We start from the raw sequence: 19,094 nt of genomic DNA on the forward strand, positions 1-19,094 counted from the left end.
ATGCTACAGCGTGATCACTACCCCACCCAAAGCGACGACGATCACGACTACCCATGCAGGCAACTTCCATACGGTGAGCAGCATAAAGCCCGTCAACGCCAGCACGAACTCGTAAGGCCCAATAATGGCACTGGTCCACACCGGCTGATACAGCGCCGCGCCTAAAATCCCCACCACCGCCGCATTGGCACCGCGCATCAGCGCTTGAGCACTGCCCCACTGGCGAAACTGATTCCAAAATGGCAGCACGCCGACCAGCAGCAAAAACCCCGGTACAAAAATCGCCAGCAGCGCCAGTAACGCGCCAATCACGCTGGGAATTCCCGGCAGCAGCGCCCCTAAATATGCAGCAAACGTAAAAAGCGGCCCCGGCACCGCCTGCGCTGCGCCGTAACCCGCTAAGAATTCATCTGCCGTGACCCAACCCGATTGCACTACTTCCGCTTCCAGCAGCGGCAGCACCACATGGCCACCGCCAAACACCAGCGCGCCTGAACGGTAGAACGCATCGACGACGTTCAACCAACCCGCACTCGCCGCCAACAGCGGTAAGAGCACCAACAGCCCCGCGAATATTAGTAACGCCAGCGTGCCCGCTTGGCGTGTCACCGGGAAGTGTAGCGATTCGCTAGACGATGCTGCAGCGCTTTGGCGACAAAGCAGCAGCCCCGCCACGCCGCCCAGCACAATCGCCGCCACCTGCCCCAACGGCCCGCTAACCAGCACCACCGCGAACACCGCTGCCAGGGCAATTCCCGTGCGGGTTTTATCCGGGCAGAGGTTGCGCGCCATGCCCCACACCGCGTGGGCCACAATAGCCACCGCCACCACTTTCAAGCCGTGAATGATGCCGCTGGCCACCGGGCCATCCAGCACTGCCGCGCCCAATGCAAACAGCACCAGCACGATGGCAGAGGGCAGCGTAAACGCCAGCCACGCCATCGCCGCCCCCCAGGGGCCTGCGCGCATCAACCCTAAGGCAAAGCCTACCTGGCTACTGGCTGGCCCCGGCAAGAACTGGCACAGCGCGACCAAATCCGCGTAGGCCTGCTCGCTGAGCCACTGGCGGCGTTCAACAAACGCCGTACGAAAGTAGCCCAGGTGCGCCACCGGCCCGCCAAAGGAGGTCAGCCCCAGCGCTAAAAATGCCCAAAAAACCTCGCTGGCTCGTCCTCGTATCTTATTCTCTACCGCCATCGTACCCACCGTTTACTCATTAAAAAGCGCAAGGCATTAAGGGTACGCCTTGCGCTTGACGACTTAGTGACAGCCTAACCGTGCCGGTGACTCTTCACAGGTTACTCTTGGTCGGTCACCGCACCGGTACTGGCCGAGCTGACCAATTTGGCATACTTCGCCAATACGCCTTTACGATAGCGCGGCTCAGGCTGTTGCCAGGCCGCACGGCGGCGCATCATCTCCTCATCGCTGATATGCACATCAATGGTATCGGCTTCGGCATCAATGGTGATCGGGTCACCATCTTCCACCAGCGCCAGCGGGCCACCTTCGAAGGCTTCCGGGGACACATGCCCCACCACGAAACCGTGGCTGCCGCCGGAGAAGCGGCCGTCGGTAATCAGCGCCACATCGTTGCCCAAGCCACGGCCCATAATGGCTGAGGTAGGCGTGAGCATTTCTCGCATGCCAGGGCCGCCTTTCGGGCCTTCGTAGCGAATCACCACCACATCGCCCGCCACTACGGTGCCATCGTTAATGCGCGCCTGGGCTTCCTCTTCCGAGCCGAATACCCGCGCCGAGCCGCTAAAGCGCGTGCCCTCTTTACCGGTAATTTTAGCCACCGCCCCTTCCGGCGCTAAGTTGCCAAACAGAATACGCAGGTGGCTTTCGGCTTTAATCGGGTTACCCAGCGGCGCGATGATTTGCTGATCCATCGGGTACGGCTCGACGTTAGCGAGGTTCTCCGCCAGCGTTTTACCGGTCACGGTTAAGCAGTTGCCGTTAAGCAGCCCAGCATCCAGCAGGATTCTCATCAGCGGCTGGATACCGCCAATCGCCACCAACTCGCTCATCATGTAGTGGCCGCTGGGGCGCAGGTCGGCCAGTACTGGCACGCGCTTACCGATCTCGGTGAAGTCCGCCAGGGTCAGCTCGACACCGATGGTGCGCGCCATGCCAATCAGGTGCAGCACCGCATTGGTGGAACCACCCAGGGCAATCACCACGGTGACGGCGTTCTCGAACGCCTCCCGGGTCATGATGTCGGAAGGTTTGATGTCTTGGGCCAGCAGCGCCAGCACGGCCTCGCCAGCGGCTTTACAGTCATCACGCTTCGCTTGGGAAATCGCGTTCTGCGCCGAGCTGCCCGGCAGGCTCATGCCCAGCGCCTCGATGGCCGAAGCCATGGTATTGGCGGTATACATCCCCCCACAGGAACCGGGACCGGGAATCGCGGTCTCTTCGATGTTTTTCAACTCGATCAGGTCGATGTCGCCCCGTGAATGGGCTCCCATGGCCTCGAACACCGAGACAATATCGGTGTGGCCCTTGCCGGGCATAATGGTGCCGCCATAAACGAACACGCTGGGGCGATCCAACCGCGCCAAGCCCATAATGCAACCCGGCATGTTCTTATCGCAGCCGCCAATCGCCACCAGGCCATCAAAGCCTTCGCAGCCCGCCACGGTTTCAATCGAATCCGCAATCACTTCCCGCGAGACCAGCGAGTACTTCATGCCTTCGGTGCCGTTGGCAATACCATCGGAAATGGTGATGGTATTAAAAATCACCCCTTTGCCACCGGCAGCATCAGCCCCATCCCGTGCAAACTCTGCCAGCTCACCGATATGGCTATTACACGGCGTCACCATGCTCCAGGTGGACGCTACGCCCACCTGGGGCTTTTGAAAATCGTCATCGTTGAAGCCCACGGCGCGCAGCATAGCGCGGCTAGCCGCTTTACCGGGGCCATCCACCACCTGGGCAGAGTGGCGGCGGGTATTATGGTTGGTCGGCTCGGTCATCACGGACTCCTCTCAATGGCATGGCAAAGGCCACAGCTTGGCGATATATCTTACATCCCGCAAGGTACTTAACTTATGGCACCATAGCGTCACTGCTACCCGTGACGCTGATTGCCGTGAAGGAACGCCGCCGTATGCCTGCCAATGCTTTGTTCTCCCCCACTCCGCTCCCCCCCGGTTTTATGGTGGTACATGCTAACCGCTTGGAAGATTTACGCGGTTTGGCGGTGGAGTGGATGCGCCGCCAGCCGCTGGGGCCGCTGGAGAACGAAACCATTCTGGTGCAGAGCAACGGCATTGGGCAGTGGCTGAAGCTGGCCCTGGCGGAAGACCCCGGCAACGGCGGCGCGGGCATTGCAGCGGCGCTGGACGTGATGCTGCCCGCGCGGTTTTTATGGCAGGCCTACCGCCGGGTGCTCACCCACGTTTCCCACGATGCCGACGCCGTGCCGGAAACCTCGCCGTTCGATAAATCGCGCCTGGTGTGGCGGCTGCTGCGCCTGCTGCCCACCCTGGCCGGGCAGCCGGTGTTCGAACCACTGGCGCAGTTTCTGGAAACCGACCGCGACCAGCGCAAGCACTACCAGCTGGCCGAGCGGCTGGCGGATCTCTTCGACCAGTACCAGGTGTACCGCGCCGATTGGCTGGACGCCTGGGCCAACGGCCACGATGTGCTGATTACCGCCCGAGGCGAACACCGCCCGCTGGAAGAGCACCAGCGCTGGCAGCCTGCGCTGTGGCGCATCCTGCGTGACGATGTGGCCGCCACCCAAGGCGAAGCCGGGCTGAACAGCAGCCGCGCCCAGGTACACCAGCGCTTTTTGAAGGCCACCGAACAGCTGGAAGGCCAGGCCTGCCCGCCAGGGCTGCCCCGGCGGCTGATTATCTTCGGCATTTCATCGCTGCCCCAGCAAACCCTGGAAGCCCTGGCGGCGCTTTCACGCTGCTGCCAGATCGTGCTGTGCGTGCACAACCCCTGCCAGTTCTACTGGGCGGACATCATCGAGCACAAGGACCTGCTGCGCGCCCAGCGCTATCGCCAGCGGCGCAAAACCGGCATGCCCGAAGCGCTGGATGTACTGGGCACCGGCGATGCCGATGACGCCCTGCACCTGCACGCCCAGCCGCTGCTGGCCGCCTGGGGCAAGCAGGGCCGCGACTACCTGCGCCTGCTCGATGAGCACGACGACGCGGGCAACTACCAAACCCTATTCGAGCAGCAGGCGCTGCGCATCGATATGTTCGAGCCGTTCAGCGGCGAGGAGCGCCACTGCCTGCTCAGCCAGCTGCAAGACGATATCCGCGAGCTGCGCCCGGTGGCAGAAACCCAAGCCCATTGGCCCGCACTGCCCGCTGCCGATGACTCCATCGTGTTCCATATCGCCCACGGCCCTCAGCGGGAAGTGGAGATTCTTCACGACCAGCTGCTGGCCGCCTTCAGCGCCGACCCACACCTGCGCCCGCGCGACATCATCGTTATGGTGCCGGATATCGACCGTTACGCGCCGCACATCGAAGCGGTGTTTGGCCAGCTGCCCACCGATGACCCGCGGCACATTCCCTACACGCTCTCCGACCAAGCCAGCCGCCACCGCCTGCCACTGATGATTGCGCTGGAAAAGCTGCTACGGCTTCCAGAGCTGCGCCTGTCGGTGAGCGATGTGCTCGACCTGCTGGATGTACCTGCCCTGCGCCAGCGCTTCGGCCTAGAAGAGCGCGACCTGCCGGTGCTGGAACGCTGGATGGAAGGCGCGGGCATCCGCTGGGGCCTCAACGCCAAGCAGCGCCAGCGGCTGGAACTGCCCGGTGGGCTGAGCCAAAACACCTGGGCCTTCGGCCTGCGCCGCCTGCTGCTGGGCTACACCGTCGGCGACGGCCACGCCTGGCAAGGCATCGAGCCCTTCGATGATATTGGCGGCTTGGAAGCGGGCCTGGCAGGGCCGCTGGCCACGCTGCTGGAAAAACTCGACGCCACTTGGGAAATCTTCTGCCAACCCACCGATGCCGCCACCTGGGTGGCGCGGCTGCGGGCACTGCTGGAAACCTTCTTTCTCACCGACGATGCCCAGGAAAGCATCATGCTCACCAAGCTGGAAAACGGCTTGCAGCAGATGCTGGAAAGCAGCCAGGAAGCAGAACTCGACGACCCGCTGCCGCTCTCCATGGTGCGCGAACACTGGCTGGCACAAATCGATGAACACAGCCTTTCCCAGCGCTTTTTGGCCGGGGCGGTCAACTTCGCCACCCTAATGCCCATGCGCGCCATCCCCTTCAAGCGGGTGTGCCTGCTGGGCATGAACGACGGCGACTATCCCCGCTCCCAGCCGCCGCTGGATTTCGACCTGATGGGCAGCGACTACCGTCCCGGCGACCGTTCCCGCCGAGAAGACGACCGCTACCTGTTTCTCGAAGCGCTGCTCTCCGCCCGGGACCAGCTCTACATTAGTTGGATGGGCCGCAGCCAGATCGACAACTCCCCGCTGCCCCCCTCGGTACTGGTGGGCCAACTGCGCGATCACCTGGAGGCTGGCTGGCAAACGCACACCGGCGCGCCGCTGCTGGAAAGTCTCACCACCGAACACCCGCTGCAGCCGTTCAGCCGCGCTTACTTCAACCAACCGGCGGGCCGCCTGTTCACCTACGCCCACGAATGGCGGGAAGTACACGCCCCCCGCACGCCGCCCGCGGTGGAGCGCATGCTACCCGCGCCGGAAAACGCCCCCACCAGCCTCTCGCTGGCCCAGTTGGGCGGCTTTCTGCGCGAGCCGGTGCGCAGCTTCTTCAATACCCGGCTGGGGGTCTATTTCGAACAGGAGACAATCGCCGAGCTGGACGCCGAGCCCTTCGCGCTGGATGGCCTGCAAAACTGGCAGCTCCAGGACCAGCTGATTGCCGCCCAGCGCCACGCGGTGGACCACGGCCAGCCGCGTATCGAGGCGCTGCACGACGCGCTGGAGCGCTTTCAAGGCCAAGGGGTACTGGCCATGGGTGCCTTCGGCGAGCGCATGCGCGACGCCCTCGCCGACCCCATGGAAGAGTTGTTCAACGCCTACGAAGAAGCGCTCACGGCGTGGCCGCACGCGCTGCCAGACGCACAGGTGCAGTTCGAGGCCCACGGCCTCACGTTGGAGGAACCCCTGGGCGAGCTGCGCCAGGATGAGGCAGGCCAGCGCTGCCGCCTGCTGCTGCTCAGCAGCAGCCTGATCAGCCAGGGCAGCGGGCGCGGCCAGTACCGCTGGAGCCACCTGCTGCGCCCTTGGGTTACCCACCTGGCAGGCAACCTCAGCGGCCCGATGACCACCCTGCTACTTTCCAAAGCCGGGCATGTCACGCTGGAACCCGTGGCCGCCGACACCGCCCGCCAGCACCTGGAAACTCAGCTCGCCGCCTGGCAAGCGGGCCTGCAAATCCCGCTGCCGCTGGCCCCACAGGCCGGTTTTGCCTGGCTGGCCAAGCAAGGCACGCCGGAGATAGCGCAGGAGAAAGGCCGAGACAGCGACGCCTTTGCTGCCGCCGAAGCCGCCTATGAAGGGGGTTACAAGGTCACCGGCGAAGCCGCGCAAAGCGCGTATTTAAGCCACCAGTGGCCCCGCTTCGAGCGGCTGTTTTTCGAGCAGGCCAACGGGCACACTTTTGCCACACTGACCGAATCACTTTACGCGCCGCTCTTTTTCGCTGTTAAGGGTAAAAAGGAGTAAAGCCACACGGCTATGAACGGCCCATGCTGAGGACTTTCTTCGCCAACGCAATCATCTCAGGGTCGCCGGTGTTCTTGGTGGGCACATCGGACAGTTTCACCACCGGCAGCCAGCCCTGTCCTTCGGGGCGGGCCTCGACCATCTTGATCACCATGTTCATGGGCGCCACGCCGATATCGTTGGTGAAGTTGGTGCCGATCCCGAAGGCCATGCCAATGCGCCCCTGGCAGAAGGCGCGAATGCGCTCCACTTTTTCAGGGGTAAGCGCATCGGAGAAGATGATGGTCTTGCTCAGCGGGTCGATGCCCAGGCGCCGGTAATGGGCAATGGTGGCATCGGCGAACTCGATCGGGTCGCCGCTATCGTGGCGCACCCCGTCAAACAGCTTGGCGAACTTCTTGTCGAAGCTCTCGAAAAATGCCCGCGTGGTAAACGTATCGGTGAGCGCGATGCCCAAATCCCCCCGGTACACATCCACCCAGTGCTCCAGCGCCAGGCTGTTGGCCATTTTGAAACCGAAACGCGCCCCGTGGAACATGAACCACTCGTGGGCGTGGGTGCCAATGGGCTTCACCCCGTGGCGCATGGCCAGCAGCACATTGCTGGTGCCGCTAAAGGCCTCGCCACCGTAGTGGCGCAGCGCTTCCACCACCCGGTCATGCACCGCAAACGAGAAGCGCCGACGAGTGCCGAACTCGGCAATCTTCAGCCCGTGCTGGCGGTAGAGTTCGATCTTCTCCCGGGTGCGCTGCTCGATGAGCGCTTCATCCTCTTCCGACACCACCACGCCGCGCAGCCGATACCAAAGCTCGCTGATCAGCGCCATCAGCGGCACTTCCCATAAAATGGTGCGGTACCAAGGGCCTTCGATCACCACCGACAGCTCGCCGCCCTGCTGCTCGATGGTCACCTCGCGGGGGTCGTAACGAAAGCCCGCCAGAAAATCGAGATAGGTGGGGTCCAGGTAAGAGCAGGTGGTTTCCAGATAGCGCTTCTCCTCCTCGGTCAAGCACAGCGCCACCATGCGGTCTACCTCCCCGCGCAGCGCCTCACCAAAGCCCTCGGGAAAGGCATGCTCCCCGCGATTGATGAATGCGTAACGGGCGTGAGCATAGGGAAAGCGTTTGATCACGGCATTCTGCATCGTGATCTTGTAGAAATCGTTATCCAGAAGCGAGGTCAGCATGAGATCCCTTCACCAGCGTCAACAGATCGCCAAGAGCGGCTAGCCCACTAGATTAGCAGTTGGCAGCGATACCTCACACCCTGCCCTCTTTTGCCCTAACTTGCGGGCAGTTGAGCGACTATCCGCCATCGGCAATAGAGTGCTAACCTTTAAAACATTAGCGTTCAGCGAGGAGCAGACCCCATGCGTCTTTCTCAATCACAGCGTGAGCTTATTCTGACAGCCGTCCGTGAGTTTGCTGGGCCTTCGGTGGCCGTGCATGTATTCGGCTCGCGACTAGACGATGGTAAGCGAGGCGGCGATGTCGATTTACTGCTTATCTCACCCACCGCTATTTCGCTACTTGCCTGCGCTGAACTCAAAATGGCGCTTGAACAGCGCCTCCAGCTACCGTTCGATCTCGTAACCTACGTAAAAAAGGCGGAACCCACCCCGTTTCAAGCCATGGCGCTCGCACAGTCACGCTCAATAACGCTTGAGGAAGCGGCATGAGCCAAGATGTCCTTAGCGAACAGCAGCGTTATCTGGCGCAGCTGCTTGAAGCCATCCAGCGTTGCGCCTGGTTTCTTCACCAGTCACGCAAAAAAGTCACATGGCCTTTGGACGGTGACTGGTTAGCCGACCATAAAAAAGACGTCGACCTTTTTGAAACACTGGCCGCTATCAATGAGCGCTTTGCCAAACTCCAGGACTCCATTGCGTCTGCCATGAGGCACAGCGCTCTGTTGGCAGGTGAATCGACCGACAGCTTTCTCAAAGTCCTTTCGCTGTTTGAAAAACAAGGCGTCGTGGACGCCACCAGCGACTGGCAGCGTTGTCGTGCCATTCGCAATATTGCCGCTCATGATTACTCGACGCACTACGCGCAAATAGCAGAGCACTTTAACCTGTTGAACGAACTTTCTGACGTTCTTCTCATCACGTCAAAAAGACTCGTGACATGGAGCGCTGAACAATTAGGGATTTTTCCAGCCACCCAAGACTTCTCCAGCGAGTTCGATAGCGTCTTTCAAACCAGCCTCTAACGCTGCTTTGCTCTTTTGCCCAGCACCCGGCGACGCGATATAGTGCCGGTGCCTTGGGTCACCCACCCAAGGCGCTTTGCTTTCCGCCTGCCGTGATGTTCGGAGAAGAAGAATGAGCCAGCCCGCCCCGCTGAACCCGCTGACGCTGCCGCTTCACGGCAGCCGTTTGATCGAAGCCAGCGCGGGCACGGGGAAAACCTTCACCATCGCGCTGCTCTACGTGCGCCTGGTGCTGGGCGGGCAGCACGGCGAGGACGACACCGCCTTCGTGCGCCCGCTCACCCCGCCGGAAATTCTGGTGGTCACGTTCACCAACGCCGCCACCCAGGAGCTGCGCGAACGCATTCGCCATCGGCTGGTGGAGGCGGCTGCCGTATTTCGTGATCAGGGTGAAGACTCTCTTCTTCTGGCGCTGCGCAGCCAGTACCCCGAGGCCACCTGGCCCGCCTGTGCTCGCCGCCTGGAGCTGGCCGCCGAGTGGATGGACGAAGCCGCGGTTTCCACCATCCACAGCTGGTGCTACCGCATGCTGCGGGAACACGCCTTCGATAGCGGCAGCCTGTTCTCGCTCAACCTGGAAAACGACCAGCACGAACTGGAGCAAGAAGTGGTGCGCGACTACTGGCGCACCTTCTACTACCCGCTGGACGCCGAGGCCCTGGGCAGCATCACCGGCTACTGGAAATCCCCCGATCAGCTACACCAAGACGTGCGCAAACTGCTCCACGAAAGCGACGCGCTGGGCGCGTTACGCCCCGAGCCAACCCACACGCTGAGCACCGCCGCCGCCGAGCGCAGCGCCCTGCTCAGCACGCTAAAAGCCCCCTGGCCCGAATGGCTGGACGACCTGGTGCCCGCACTGGAAGACGCCGCCACGCGCAAAGCCTTCAAGGGCCAAAGCTTCAACGCCAAAAGCCGCGCCAACTGGCTAGGCGCACTGCGGGAGTGGAGCGACAGCGACCTAGAGCGCCCTGCGCTCACACCCGCCGCCTGGAAACGCCTGACCCCGGACGGCATGGCGGAAATATGGAAAGAGGGCACGCCACCCTGCCCGAAAGCCTGGCAAGCGCTGGCCGAGCTGCCCGCCGCGCTCAACACGCTGCCCGAGCCACGCAACGACCTGCTGATTCACGCCGTACAGTGGTGCAAGGTGCGCCTGGAGCGGGAGCAGGAGCGCCGCGCCGAAATGGGCCCCAACGACCTGCTCACCCACCTGGACCGCGCCCTGCAAGGCCCCAACAAGGAGGCGCTGGCCGCGCAGATACTGCGCCAGTTCCCCGTGGCGCTGATCGACGAGTTCCAGGATACCGACCCCATCCAGTACCGCATCTTCAACGCGGTGTATGAAGTCGCCAGGCCCCGCCGCGACGCCGCCATGCTGCTGATCGGCGACCCCAAGCAGGCCATTTACGCCTTTCGCGGCGCGGATATCTTCACCTACCTGAAAGCCCGCGAAGACACCGCAGGCCGCCACGTGACGCTGGGCACCAACTTCCGCTCCAGCCGCGCCATGGTAGCGGCGGTGAACCACTGCTTCCGCTATGCCGATGAACATCCGGCAGGGGCGTTTTTATTCCGCGAAGAAGGCGGCGACAACCCGCTGCCGTTTCTGCCGGTAGACGCCAAAGGCCGAAGTGAACAGCTCGTTCACCAGGGCCAACCACTGCCCGCCATGACGCTTTGGCCACTCGCCGCCGACGAGCCGCTCTCCAAAACCGCCTACCAGACCGAGATGGCCGAACGCTGCGCCTCGTACATGGCGGAACTGCTCAACGCAGGCCAACACGTCAAAAGCGGCTTTCAGACCGACGACGCGCTCACCCCGCTCAAGCCTTCCGATATGGCGGTGCTGGTGAACGGCCTGCAGGAAGCCCGCGCCATACGTCAGGCGCTGGCCAGCCGAGGGGTGAAGAGCGTGTACCTTTCGGACCACGACAAGGTGTTCAGCTCGCCCATGGCCGCCCAGGTAGAGCGCTGGCTGCGCGCCTGCGCCGAGCCGCTGGCCAGCTCCCGCCAGGCCGAAGCGCACCTGCGCGCCGCGCTGGCCACCCCAGTGCTGGGGCTCAGCCTTGCCGAGCTGGACCACCTGCAGCAGAACGAGCTGGCCTGGGAAGCGCGGGTCGAGAAGTTCAGCCACTACCACCGCCTGTGGCAGCGCCAGGGCGTGCTGCCGCTGGTGCGCCGCATCATGGTGGATTTCGAGATTCCCGCCCGGCTGCTGGCAGAGTTCGAAGAGGGTGAGCGCTTGCTCACCGACCTGCTGCATCTGGGCGAACTGCTGCAACAGGCCAGCACCGAGCTGGACGGCGAACACGCGCTGATTCGCTTTCTGTTTGATGCCATTGCCGACCCGGAAAGCCACGGCGACAGCCACAAGCTGCGCCTGGAGAGCGACGCGGATCTGGTCAAGGTGGTCACCATCCACAAATCCAAAGGGTTGGAGTACCCGCTGGTGTTCCTGCCCTTCATCGCCAACCACCGGCCGGTGAAAGCCGACGACGTACCGCTGCGCTGGCACGACAGCGAGGGCAACCTGCAGCTCAGCCTGGACGCCAATGACACGATACTCGCCACCGCCGACCGCGAACGGCTGGGGGAAGACCTGCGCAAACTCTACGTGGCGCTCACCCGCGCCCGCCACGCCACCTGGCTGGGGCTGGCCCCGCTGAAAGGCCTGGAAAACAGCGCGCTGGGCTACCTGTTGACCGGTGGCAGCACCCTTTCCCCCGATGCGCTCCCCAAGGCGCTCGATGCCCTGGTGGAAGGCAGCGACATCCACCTCGGCATGCCGCCCGAGCCCACCGCTGATCGCGTGACGCCCGTGGCGGAAAGCAGCGCCCTGGGCCACGCCCGCACGCCCACGCGCCCGGCCAAGGAGCACTGGTGGATTGCCAGCTACTCCGCGCTGCGGCTTTCCGGCACGCTCTCCGCCCCGGTGCTGCCACCGCTGGAGCCCACCACCGCCCAGGAAGCCACCGCCTTCGAAGTGCTGGATGAACCTCAAGAACTATCTCAAGAACCATCTCAAGAACCATCTCAAGAACCATCTCAAGAACGATCCCAACCGGAAGCGTATCACCTGCACAAATTCCCCCGTGGCCCCGGCCCCGGCACCTTTCTACACGGGCTGCTGGAGTGGGCGGGCAAGCAAGGTTTCGATGCTGCCGCAAATGATAGAGAAGCCCTCAACGACATGCTGTGGCGGCGGGTACAGCTACGCGGCTGGCAGGCATGGCAAGAACCGCTGGCGGGCTGGCTAAGCGCCCTGCTCACCACGCCGCTGCCGCTGGCCGCGCCCACCCCGCAAAGCGTGGCGCTGAATGAGCTGGAAAGCTACCAGGTAGAGCTGGAGTTCTGGTTTGCCGCCAAGCGGGTGAACACCCAGGCCATCGATGCGCTGGTGAGCAAGCACTTACTGCCAGGCATCGAGCGCCCCGCGCTGGATGCCGACACCCTCAACGGCATGCTGAAAGGCTTCATCGACCTGGCCTTCGAGCATCAGGGGCGCTTCTACGTGCTGGACTGGAAATCGAACTACCTCGGCCCCAACGACAGCGCCTACGAACCCGAGGCCCTGCGCCACGCGCTGCTGGCCAAACGTTACGACCTGCAGGCTGCGCTCTACCTGCTCGCCATGCACCGGCTGCTCAAAGCGCGCCTGCCGGATTACGACCCGCACCAGCACTTGGGCGGTTCGATGACGGTATTCCTGCGCGGCAGCCGCAGCCCTGGGCGTGGCGTGGTGGGCGAACCCGCCCCGGTTGAGCTCATCGAAGCCCTGGACAGCCTGTTTGCAGGCGAACCCCACGCCAACCAGCAGGAGGCCACGGCATGAGCCGCCAGCACGACACCCACACCTTCGACATGTTCGGCGATGCGCCCACCGCCAGCGCCCATCCTGCACTCAGCAGTACCCCGGAGCTGCTGGCCCTGTGCGAACGCTGGGTGGCACGCGGCTGGCTGCGGGACCTGGACCGCGCCCTGGTGCGTTTTCTCGCCAGCGAAGCACCGGATGCCCCCACGCTGCTGCTACTGGCGGCAGCGCTGGCCAGCCACCAGCTAGGCCGGGGCCACGTGTGCCTGGATATCAACGCCACGCTCAACGCGCCGGATTTCGCCCTTTCGCTACCGCCCGAAGGCGACGACCTCACCGACCCGCCGCCGCTACCCAGCGACGTGCTAGCCACGCTCACGCTCAGCGAATGGCAAGCCGCCCTGCACCACCCGTTGCTCACCAGCGAAGGCCCCGGCAACACGCCGCTGGTGGTAGTAACCACTCACTCAGCCAGCGCCACGCCCAGCACCCGGCTCTACCTGCGCCGCTACTGGCAGTACGAACAAAGCCTCCACCAACACATCGCCGCCCGCCTGGAAGGCACAGGCGCAGAAAGCACAAGTGGGAGGCCAATTCATCTGACAGCCAAGCCAACCACTAGCCACACAGCAAGCACAGGTTCAGAAAGCCAAAGTGGGAGGCCAGTTCCTCTGACAGCCAAGCCAACCACTAGCCACACAGCAAGCAGAGGCTCAGAAAGCCAAAGTGGGAGGCCAATTCATTGGGCGATGGGTGACGCCAGTCACCCTGGGTTACTCCCCCAAGCCCTGAACATTCTGTTCAAGCCAAGCAACGCCCTGGACTGGCAAAAAACCGCCTGCGCCCTGGCCGCCCGCAGCCACTTCGGCATCATTACCGGCGGCCCCGGCACTGGCAAAACCACCACCGTGGTGCGCCTGCTCGCCCTGCTGCAAACCCTGCAACTCGCCCAGCACCCCAGCCAGCCGCTGCGCATCCGCCTGGCCGCCCCCACCGGCAAAGCCGCCGCCCGCTTGAACGAATCCATCGCCGGGCAAGTGAATGCGTTACCGCTCGCTGAGTTGGCAACGCTGTTAAGTGAACACTCACCTTCTGCGGCAGCTAGCGAGATCGAGATTCCCACGGAAGTGACGACACTGCACCGCCTACTCGGCGCACGCCCCGACACCCGCCACTTCCGCCACAGCGCCGCCAACCCGCTAGCCCTGGATGTACTGGTGATCGACGAAGCCTCGATGGTGGATATCGAAATGATGGCCGCCACCCTCAGCGCCCTGCCCGCCCATGCCCAGTGCATACTGCTGGGGGACAAAGACCAGCTCGCCTCGGTAGAGGCCGGTTCGGTACTCGGCGACCTGTGCCGCCGCGCGGAAGCCGCCCACTACACCTCGGCCACCGCCGAATGGCTGGCCCAGGCCACCGGGCAACCGCTGCCAGCGGAGTTCATCGACCCCGCTGGCCAACCGCTGGACCAGGCCATTACCATGCTGCGGGTCAGCCACCGCTTCAATGAACACAGCGGCATCGGCCAGCTCGCCAAGGCCATCAACCAACCGGGCCATGCGCAAAGCGAGCGGGAAAAGCAGCAGGCCGTCACCGCCGTGCTGCGCCACGGCTACCCGGATATTCACCATTTGGTGATGAGTGACGACGCCGCGCTGGACAAGCTGGTGATTCACGGCAGCCCCAGCGGCTTTGCGGGTAACGGCGAAGGCCGCACCGACCACCAGGGCCAGCCCATCTCCCCGCCCACGGGCTACCGCCACTACCTCAAGGTGCTGCAAGCACAACGCCCACGGGGGGAATCCTTCGAGGAGAGCCCCGCCGCCTACAACGCCTGGGCCAGCGAGGTACTCAGCGCCTACAGCCATTTCCAACTGCTGTGCGCGCTGCGCAAAGGCCCTTGGGGCGTAGAAGGCTTGAACCAGCGCATCACCAGCACGCTGCGCGGCGAAAAGCTGCTGTTCGGCAGCGACTACACGCTGGAGAAAGGCTGGTTTGAGGGCCGCCCGGTACTGGTCACCCAAAACGACTACGGCCTGAAATTGATGAACGGCGATATCGGCATCACCCTGGCCGTGCCCGACCCGCGCAACCCGCAGCAGAAGCTATTAAGAGTCGCCTTTCCTTCATCAAGTGCTGCCAGCGACACCGACAAACCCATCCGCTGGGTGCTGCCCTCCCGCCTGCACGCGGTAGAAACCGTGTTTGCGATGACGGTGCACAAATCCCAAGGCTCGGAGTTCTTGCACACCGCCCTACTGCTCCCACCGACGCTGAACCCGATTCTGACCCGCGAGCTGGTGTACACCGGCATCACCCGCGCCCGCGAATGGCTCACGGTGGTGGAAGCCAAGCGCGGGGTGTTGAATGAGGCGGTGGTGAGGGAGGTGGTTAGGGTTAGTGGGGTTGGGGGTTAATTGAAACCGCCACCACCAGCGCTGGTAGTGTCGGTTTTCGGCCAAGAGCGGTCTTTAAGGTAGTGCTGATATAAAGTCACGAACAAGCCGTCGGTTTGGTGCGGCAGCGGAAAACCGGTCGGTTTGATTCACTTGCGAGGCTTCACACTCTCCAAATTTTCTGACAAGCCTCAAGAGCTATTTGCTCTGTGCGTAGCTCGACAAGCTCGGCAGTCCATTCATCTGCTGAGGCAATTTCCTTTGGTAATGGATACCCTTCCTTCAAGAGGATAGCCTTTTTTTCCTTAAAAGGTTTGTCTTTCAGTTTTTCATTAAGCTTTGATGGCACAAGTAATAAATTACCCATCTGTCCAACGATCTCCTCTGCTTGGGCACCGTCATCGATTCTGGCCTGAGGAATAAGATGCTCAATCGTGAGATCATCCCAGTCTCCTGGCAGAGCCAGCTGGCTTCTCTTGGCCATTTTAACCAAAACATAAATGCACTGATTTTTTAAGAGAATACCATCCGCTATCTTCGTTTTCAGGCCTGCCTCATGAATAAGCCGGGGTTAAACGTTGCTGGCCATCTACAACACCGAATCTTCGATCACCCATTCGGTAAACCACCATCGAACCGATAAAGTAATCTGTTGGTTTATTCCTGACAATATCATCCCAGAATTCGGAAATATTCTCTTGATCCCACGAATAGGGTCGTTGAAACCTAGGAATCACAAAATAACCAGCATTGAATAAGTCAGCTATTTTTTGATCTGATGATTCAATTTTCAATTTTTACTCCCTAGAGTGAACACCCAACGCTCGAAAACAGCCTAACGCCCGCAACAGCGGAAAATTGCGAGCGCAGCGAGTAATTTTTGCGACTGATTGCGTTTTTTATGTGCATGGCTGATGAATACTACTTTAATACTTTATTGACAGTATCAAATAGCTGATCCCACTGAGCAATTTCCTCAGAGCCTAAATTGTCTGCTGTATGATTTTGTGTCCAGCGAATGTAGGCCTTAGCTAGTTTGTACTTTGAAAAGCCATCTATTTCTTTAGTTAACAGTTCAACAACTGGCCTATTTGGTTGAGAGGTCACTTTCTCTGTAAGGTCCACTCCATATTCTGACTTTACGATTGATGCCAATGTCAACCTAAGTAAATCTTCTATTTCCGCTTTCCCTACGTCGCAGTAATCTTTTGTTCGCAGAATATTTTTGTTTCCGAGAGCGTGAACAAGATTTTCCTGTTGTGCTGCTTGATCTCCTGCGCTATCAGCATCCAGCAATGCAGCAACTTTCAATTTATGGGCGTGAAGTATTGTTGCGTAATAAACTACCTTTCCCGCCGTATTAGCAAATACCAGCGCAATTTTGTCATTTAAAAATGTTCTTTCTGCTTCTTTAAATAGTGCAGACGTAGCCTCGATATACCAATAATCTGTTATTCCCTCTAAGATCAAATTTCGTTGTTGTGAAAATAGGCTATTGGCGAGGTCATAGCCGAGCGCCTCTTGTAGAGGAAGCATTCCAGCTGGGTCTTCTGATGACAAAGTGGTGTGGACTGTTGTTCCAGCCTCTCGACTCTTCATTTCAACGACACGAACAATATCTAGTTCGCCAGGCCCAACGAGAAAAGGAGAGTGTGTTGAGAATATAGTCTGATTACCTTCAGACAATCTAGATATTGTTTCTCTAAAATCTCTTTGCTTGAGCGCATGAAGACTCACACCTGGTTCATCGAGAAGCAAAATTGCATTCTTGTGCTTATCCATTGCTTCTGAGAAAAACACTACAAAAAATGACACTAGCCACTGAAACCCTTCTGACCTTTGATCAAGTTCTACATCCACACCAAGATCATCTTCAACAACCACCTTTAAGTATTGCCCGTCAGCAGTAACCTTTAACTTATCTGCTTCTGGTCGATCAGGGTTTGGCATCCATACCGATCTTATTTCTTTTGTAAGTCTTACACTCGCAGCATTTAATTGATATGTCCTAGAATCAAGCTTATCGCGGTAATTCTTTAGAGCCTCAATATCATTTATATTTGGACTCGGAGTTGAGCCTAATGTTGCTAATTCTCTCGGCGTGAAGCCAAGCAGTTTAAGCAAGCATAGATTTCCATAGTCATAATACTTGTCATCTAATAAGTCACCTTCAACTCTTTGCGCAAGATGCTCTAAATGAATAGAAGGTTTCACATTAAAATAGTTGTTAAAGAGAATAAATACCGGCTTTCGTGCGCTAAGCGTTTTAAGAACTGCATCGTACCCGTCGTTGAATTTTGCACTCGAAACAAGTTCATCATATCTTCTTTCTTCTGTTTCGTTATCTTCGTCTACAAATTCAAGATTTTCATCCAGCCAGAGAGATAGTGATTTCGCGATCTCACCTGAAATAGGTGTGCTCTCTAGCCAATTAGAGGTAAGTTCTTCTAAAGACATAGATGGCTTAACTCCGGCTTCCTCCTCAGGGGTTCTTGCATGTTGCTTATCCATATGAGACACCATGCGTTTTAGATTTTTACTAAGGTCGCTATATTTCTTTTTTTCAGGAGCACTGACTAAGGAGTGATAACCTTTATTATCTAGATTGCGATATAGTTTGTATTCACACTGGTGGTATTCAGCTGGAATCAGCGCCTTGTCACTATCTTCAAGTTCAAAATAACCAGTAACGACAGTAACGTCTTCTGGGCTAACTTGCTTGGTTGTAATTTCATTATATTTGGATCTAGGGTAGTCCCTAAGAGCATCAAATCCATCTACACCCTCAGGTCTATTCAGTTGTTGGAGGGCTCGAAGTAAAACCGTTTTCCCTGATTCATTGGGGCCAACTAATATAGTTTTCAGAGACTCAACATGAAACTCCCCTGAATCTATCACACTGCGATAGTTTTCTACTCTAGCTCTTATTAGTCTCATATTCCTTCCTGAGTTTGACAATTAGTTCTTATTGAATGAGGAGGTCACTTCAAGCACATAACGCTTGCAACATGCGCGCACATGAAATGAAGCCGAAGGCGCAATGTAATGGGCGTCGCCGTGCCTACATTTGTTATGGTAGTCAATCATCAAGGTGCGAAAAGTTTAAGCTTTCAAAGAAATCTATCAACATGTGAGGTCTCTGTGAGAATAATTCTTTCACTGAACAGAGAAACGATATCTGGTAATCCTCAAAATCGCTAGTTATAAAGTAGTACCTTACAATCTGTGGATACTCGTCGTTGTCTAAATCAGAAAGTAGGCCGCAACGCTGCAATATGGCAATATGAGTCATCAGCTCTTGGCCGTTTATATTTAGTCTTACCTGTATCTCTCTAGGATCAAAAGATAGTTCTAAATTTTCCATGTAAGCATTATTCAATGCGTGTGCATAGAAACTACGCGACAATGTAGGAACATTTAGAAACATATCCAAAAATTTTATTGCTTCCTCAAAGCTTCTATCATCCCAATAAGTAAGGTCAAGCTTAGAGAAGCTAACAGGATATTGAGCTGTAGATAGTAAACTAAAATCCACAAAGCGTTGAATATCTGCTTCGGATGGACCGCTAAGAGCTTGGCCTTCATGCTCGGTCTTTAGATTCTGCATCACGTCAACTGGATACTTTATAACATCATCCGTGATGTCATGATGAGTCCCGCACATCAACAGCAAATTGCTGAATTGTCGGCGATCTTCGTTACTTTGAGCTGCGTTAAACCTTGGCCCGCCAATATTTGCGGCCTCAATATGGCAAATTTTTCCAATGTAATGACCAACGTCGTCGACCATTCTTTGAGTACACCCGGGAAAGGCGCATTCATTTCTTGACAGCAGAAATAAAGCCCGCTGTGTAGTCGGCGTTGGGTTAAGCCTTTTCACAGTTTCCATATATTTACATCCCTAAACACACCATCTATACATTTACGATTCGAAACCATAACGCCAGCAGCAGGGGACGACAAACCAAAGCGAAGCGACGGTTTGGCG

At 58.9% G+C, this 19,094-nt stretch carries 12 protein-coding genes; 5 read left to right on the forward strand and 7 right to left on the reverse strand.

Annotation, left to right across the window (positions count from 1 at the left end; all coding sequences use genetic code 11):
* Positions 1–3: 3 nt before the first annotated feature.
* Together chrA and ilvD are read right to left on the reverse strand one after the other, a co-directional pair.
* Positions 4–1,197: a chromate transporter gene (gene chrA / locus RVM27_RS03760; RefSeq protein ID WP_498940636.1), complete on the reverse strand. Its 1,194-nt coding sequence runs from the start codon at positions 1,195–1,197 to the stop codon at positions 4–6.
* Positions 1,198–1,298: 101 nt separating this feature from the next.
* A complete protein-coding gene (ilvD, locus tag RVM27_RS03765; RefSeq protein ID WP_498957387.1) occupies positions 1,299–2,984 on the reverse strand; it encodes a dihydroxy-acid dehydratase in 1,686 nt (561 codons plus the stop codon).
* 134 nt (positions 2,985–3,118) lie between these two features.
* On the opposite strand from ilvD, the gene recC reads away from it, so the two are divergent.
* Positions 3,119–6,682, forward strand: a complete 3,564-nt coding sequence (gene recC, locus RVM27_RS03770; RefSeq protein ID WP_498957388.1) for an exodeoxyribonuclease V subunit gamma — start codon at positions 3,119–3,121, stop codon at positions 6,680–6,682.
* Positions 6,683–6,692: 10 nt separating this feature from the next.
* On the opposite strand, the gene pncB is transcribed toward recC, so the two are convergent.
* The gene (gene pncB, locus RVM27_RS03775; RefSeq protein WP_498957389.1) at positions 6,693–7,868 is read right to left on the reverse strand and encodes a nicotinate phosphoribosyltransferase; all 1,176 of its coding nucleotides are present in this window, start codon (positions 7,866–7,868) and stop codon (positions 6,693–6,695) included.
* Between the two features lie 183 nt (positions 7,869–8,051).
* Here pncB and RVM27_RS03780 point away from each other — a divergent pair, with 183 nt between their 5' ends.
* The 4 genes from RVM27_RS03780 to recD all read left to right on the forward strand — a co-directional run bounded on the left by RVM27_RS03780 (position 8,052) and on the right by recD (position 15,127).
* Positions 8,052–8,360: a nucleotidyltransferase domain-containing protein gene (locus RVM27_RS03780; protein WP_189463688.1), complete on the forward strand. Its 309-nt coding sequence runs from the start codon at positions 8,052–8,054 to the stop codon at positions 8,358–8,360.
* Complete coding sequence (locus RVM27_RS03785; RefSeq protein WP_096921249.1) at positions 8,357–8,893, forward strand: hypothetical protein; 537 nt, start codon at positions 8,357–8,359, stop codon at positions 8,891–8,893. Before RVM27_RS03780 ends, RVM27_RS03785 begins: the two co-directional genes overlap by 4 nt.
* Positions 8,894–9,005: 112 nt before the next feature.
* On the forward strand, positions 9,006–12,728 hold the full coding sequence (gene recB / locus RVM27_RS03790) for an exodeoxyribonuclease V subunit beta (protein WP_498957390.1): 3,723 nt from the start codon (positions 9,006–9,008) through the stop codon (positions 12,726–12,728).
* The gene (gene recD / locus RVM27_RS03795) at positions 12,725–15,127 is read left to right on the forward strand and encodes an exodeoxyribonuclease V subunit alpha family protein (RefSeq protein WP_498957391.1); all 2,403 of its coding nucleotides are present in this window, start codon (positions 12,725–12,727) and stop codon (positions 15,125–15,127) included. The genes recB and recD overlap by 4 nt, the downstream gene beginning before the upstream one ends.
* A gap of 142 nt (positions 15,128–15,269) precedes the next feature.
* On the opposite strand, the gene RVM27_RS03800 is transcribed toward recD, so the two are convergent.
* From RVM27_RS03800 to RVM27_RS03815, 4 genes are all read right to left on the reverse strand, one after another.
* Complete coding sequence (locus RVM27_RS03800; RefSeq protein WP_498957392.1) at positions 15,270–15,590, reverse strand: HNH endonuclease family protein; 321 nt, start codon at positions 15,588–15,590, stop codon at positions 15,270–15,272.
* A 70-nt stretch (positions 15,591–15,660) separates the two neighbouring features.
* Positions 15,661–15,900 carry a DUF262 domain-containing protein gene (locus RVM27_RS03805; RefSeq protein ID WP_498957393.1) on the reverse strand — a complete coding sequence of 80 codons (240 nt, stop codon included), beginning with the start codon at positions 15,898–15,900 and terminating at the stop codon, positions 15,661–15,663.
* Positions 15,901–16,027: 127 nt separating this feature from the next.
* A complete protein-coding gene (locus tag RVM27_RS03810; protein ID WP_498957394.1) occupies positions 16,028–18,043 on the reverse strand; it encodes an AAA family ATPase in 2,016 nt (671 codons plus the stop codon).
* Positions 18,044–18,185: 142 nt separating this feature from the next.
* Positions 18,186–18,995 carry a hypothetical protein gene (locus tag RVM27_RS03815; protein ID WP_498957395.1) on the reverse strand — a complete coding sequence of 270 codons (810 nt, stop codon included), beginning with the start codon at positions 18,993–18,995 and terminating at the stop codon, positions 18,186–18,188.
* Positions 18,996–19,094 lie beyond the last annotated feature (99 nt).

The sequence above is a fragment of the Halomonas sp. KM007 genome, from assembly GCF_050709225.1.
Taxonomy (GTDB): domain Bacteria; phylum Pseudomonadota; class Gammaproteobacteria; order Pseudomonadales; family Halomonadaceae; genus Vreelandella; species Vreelandella hamiltonii.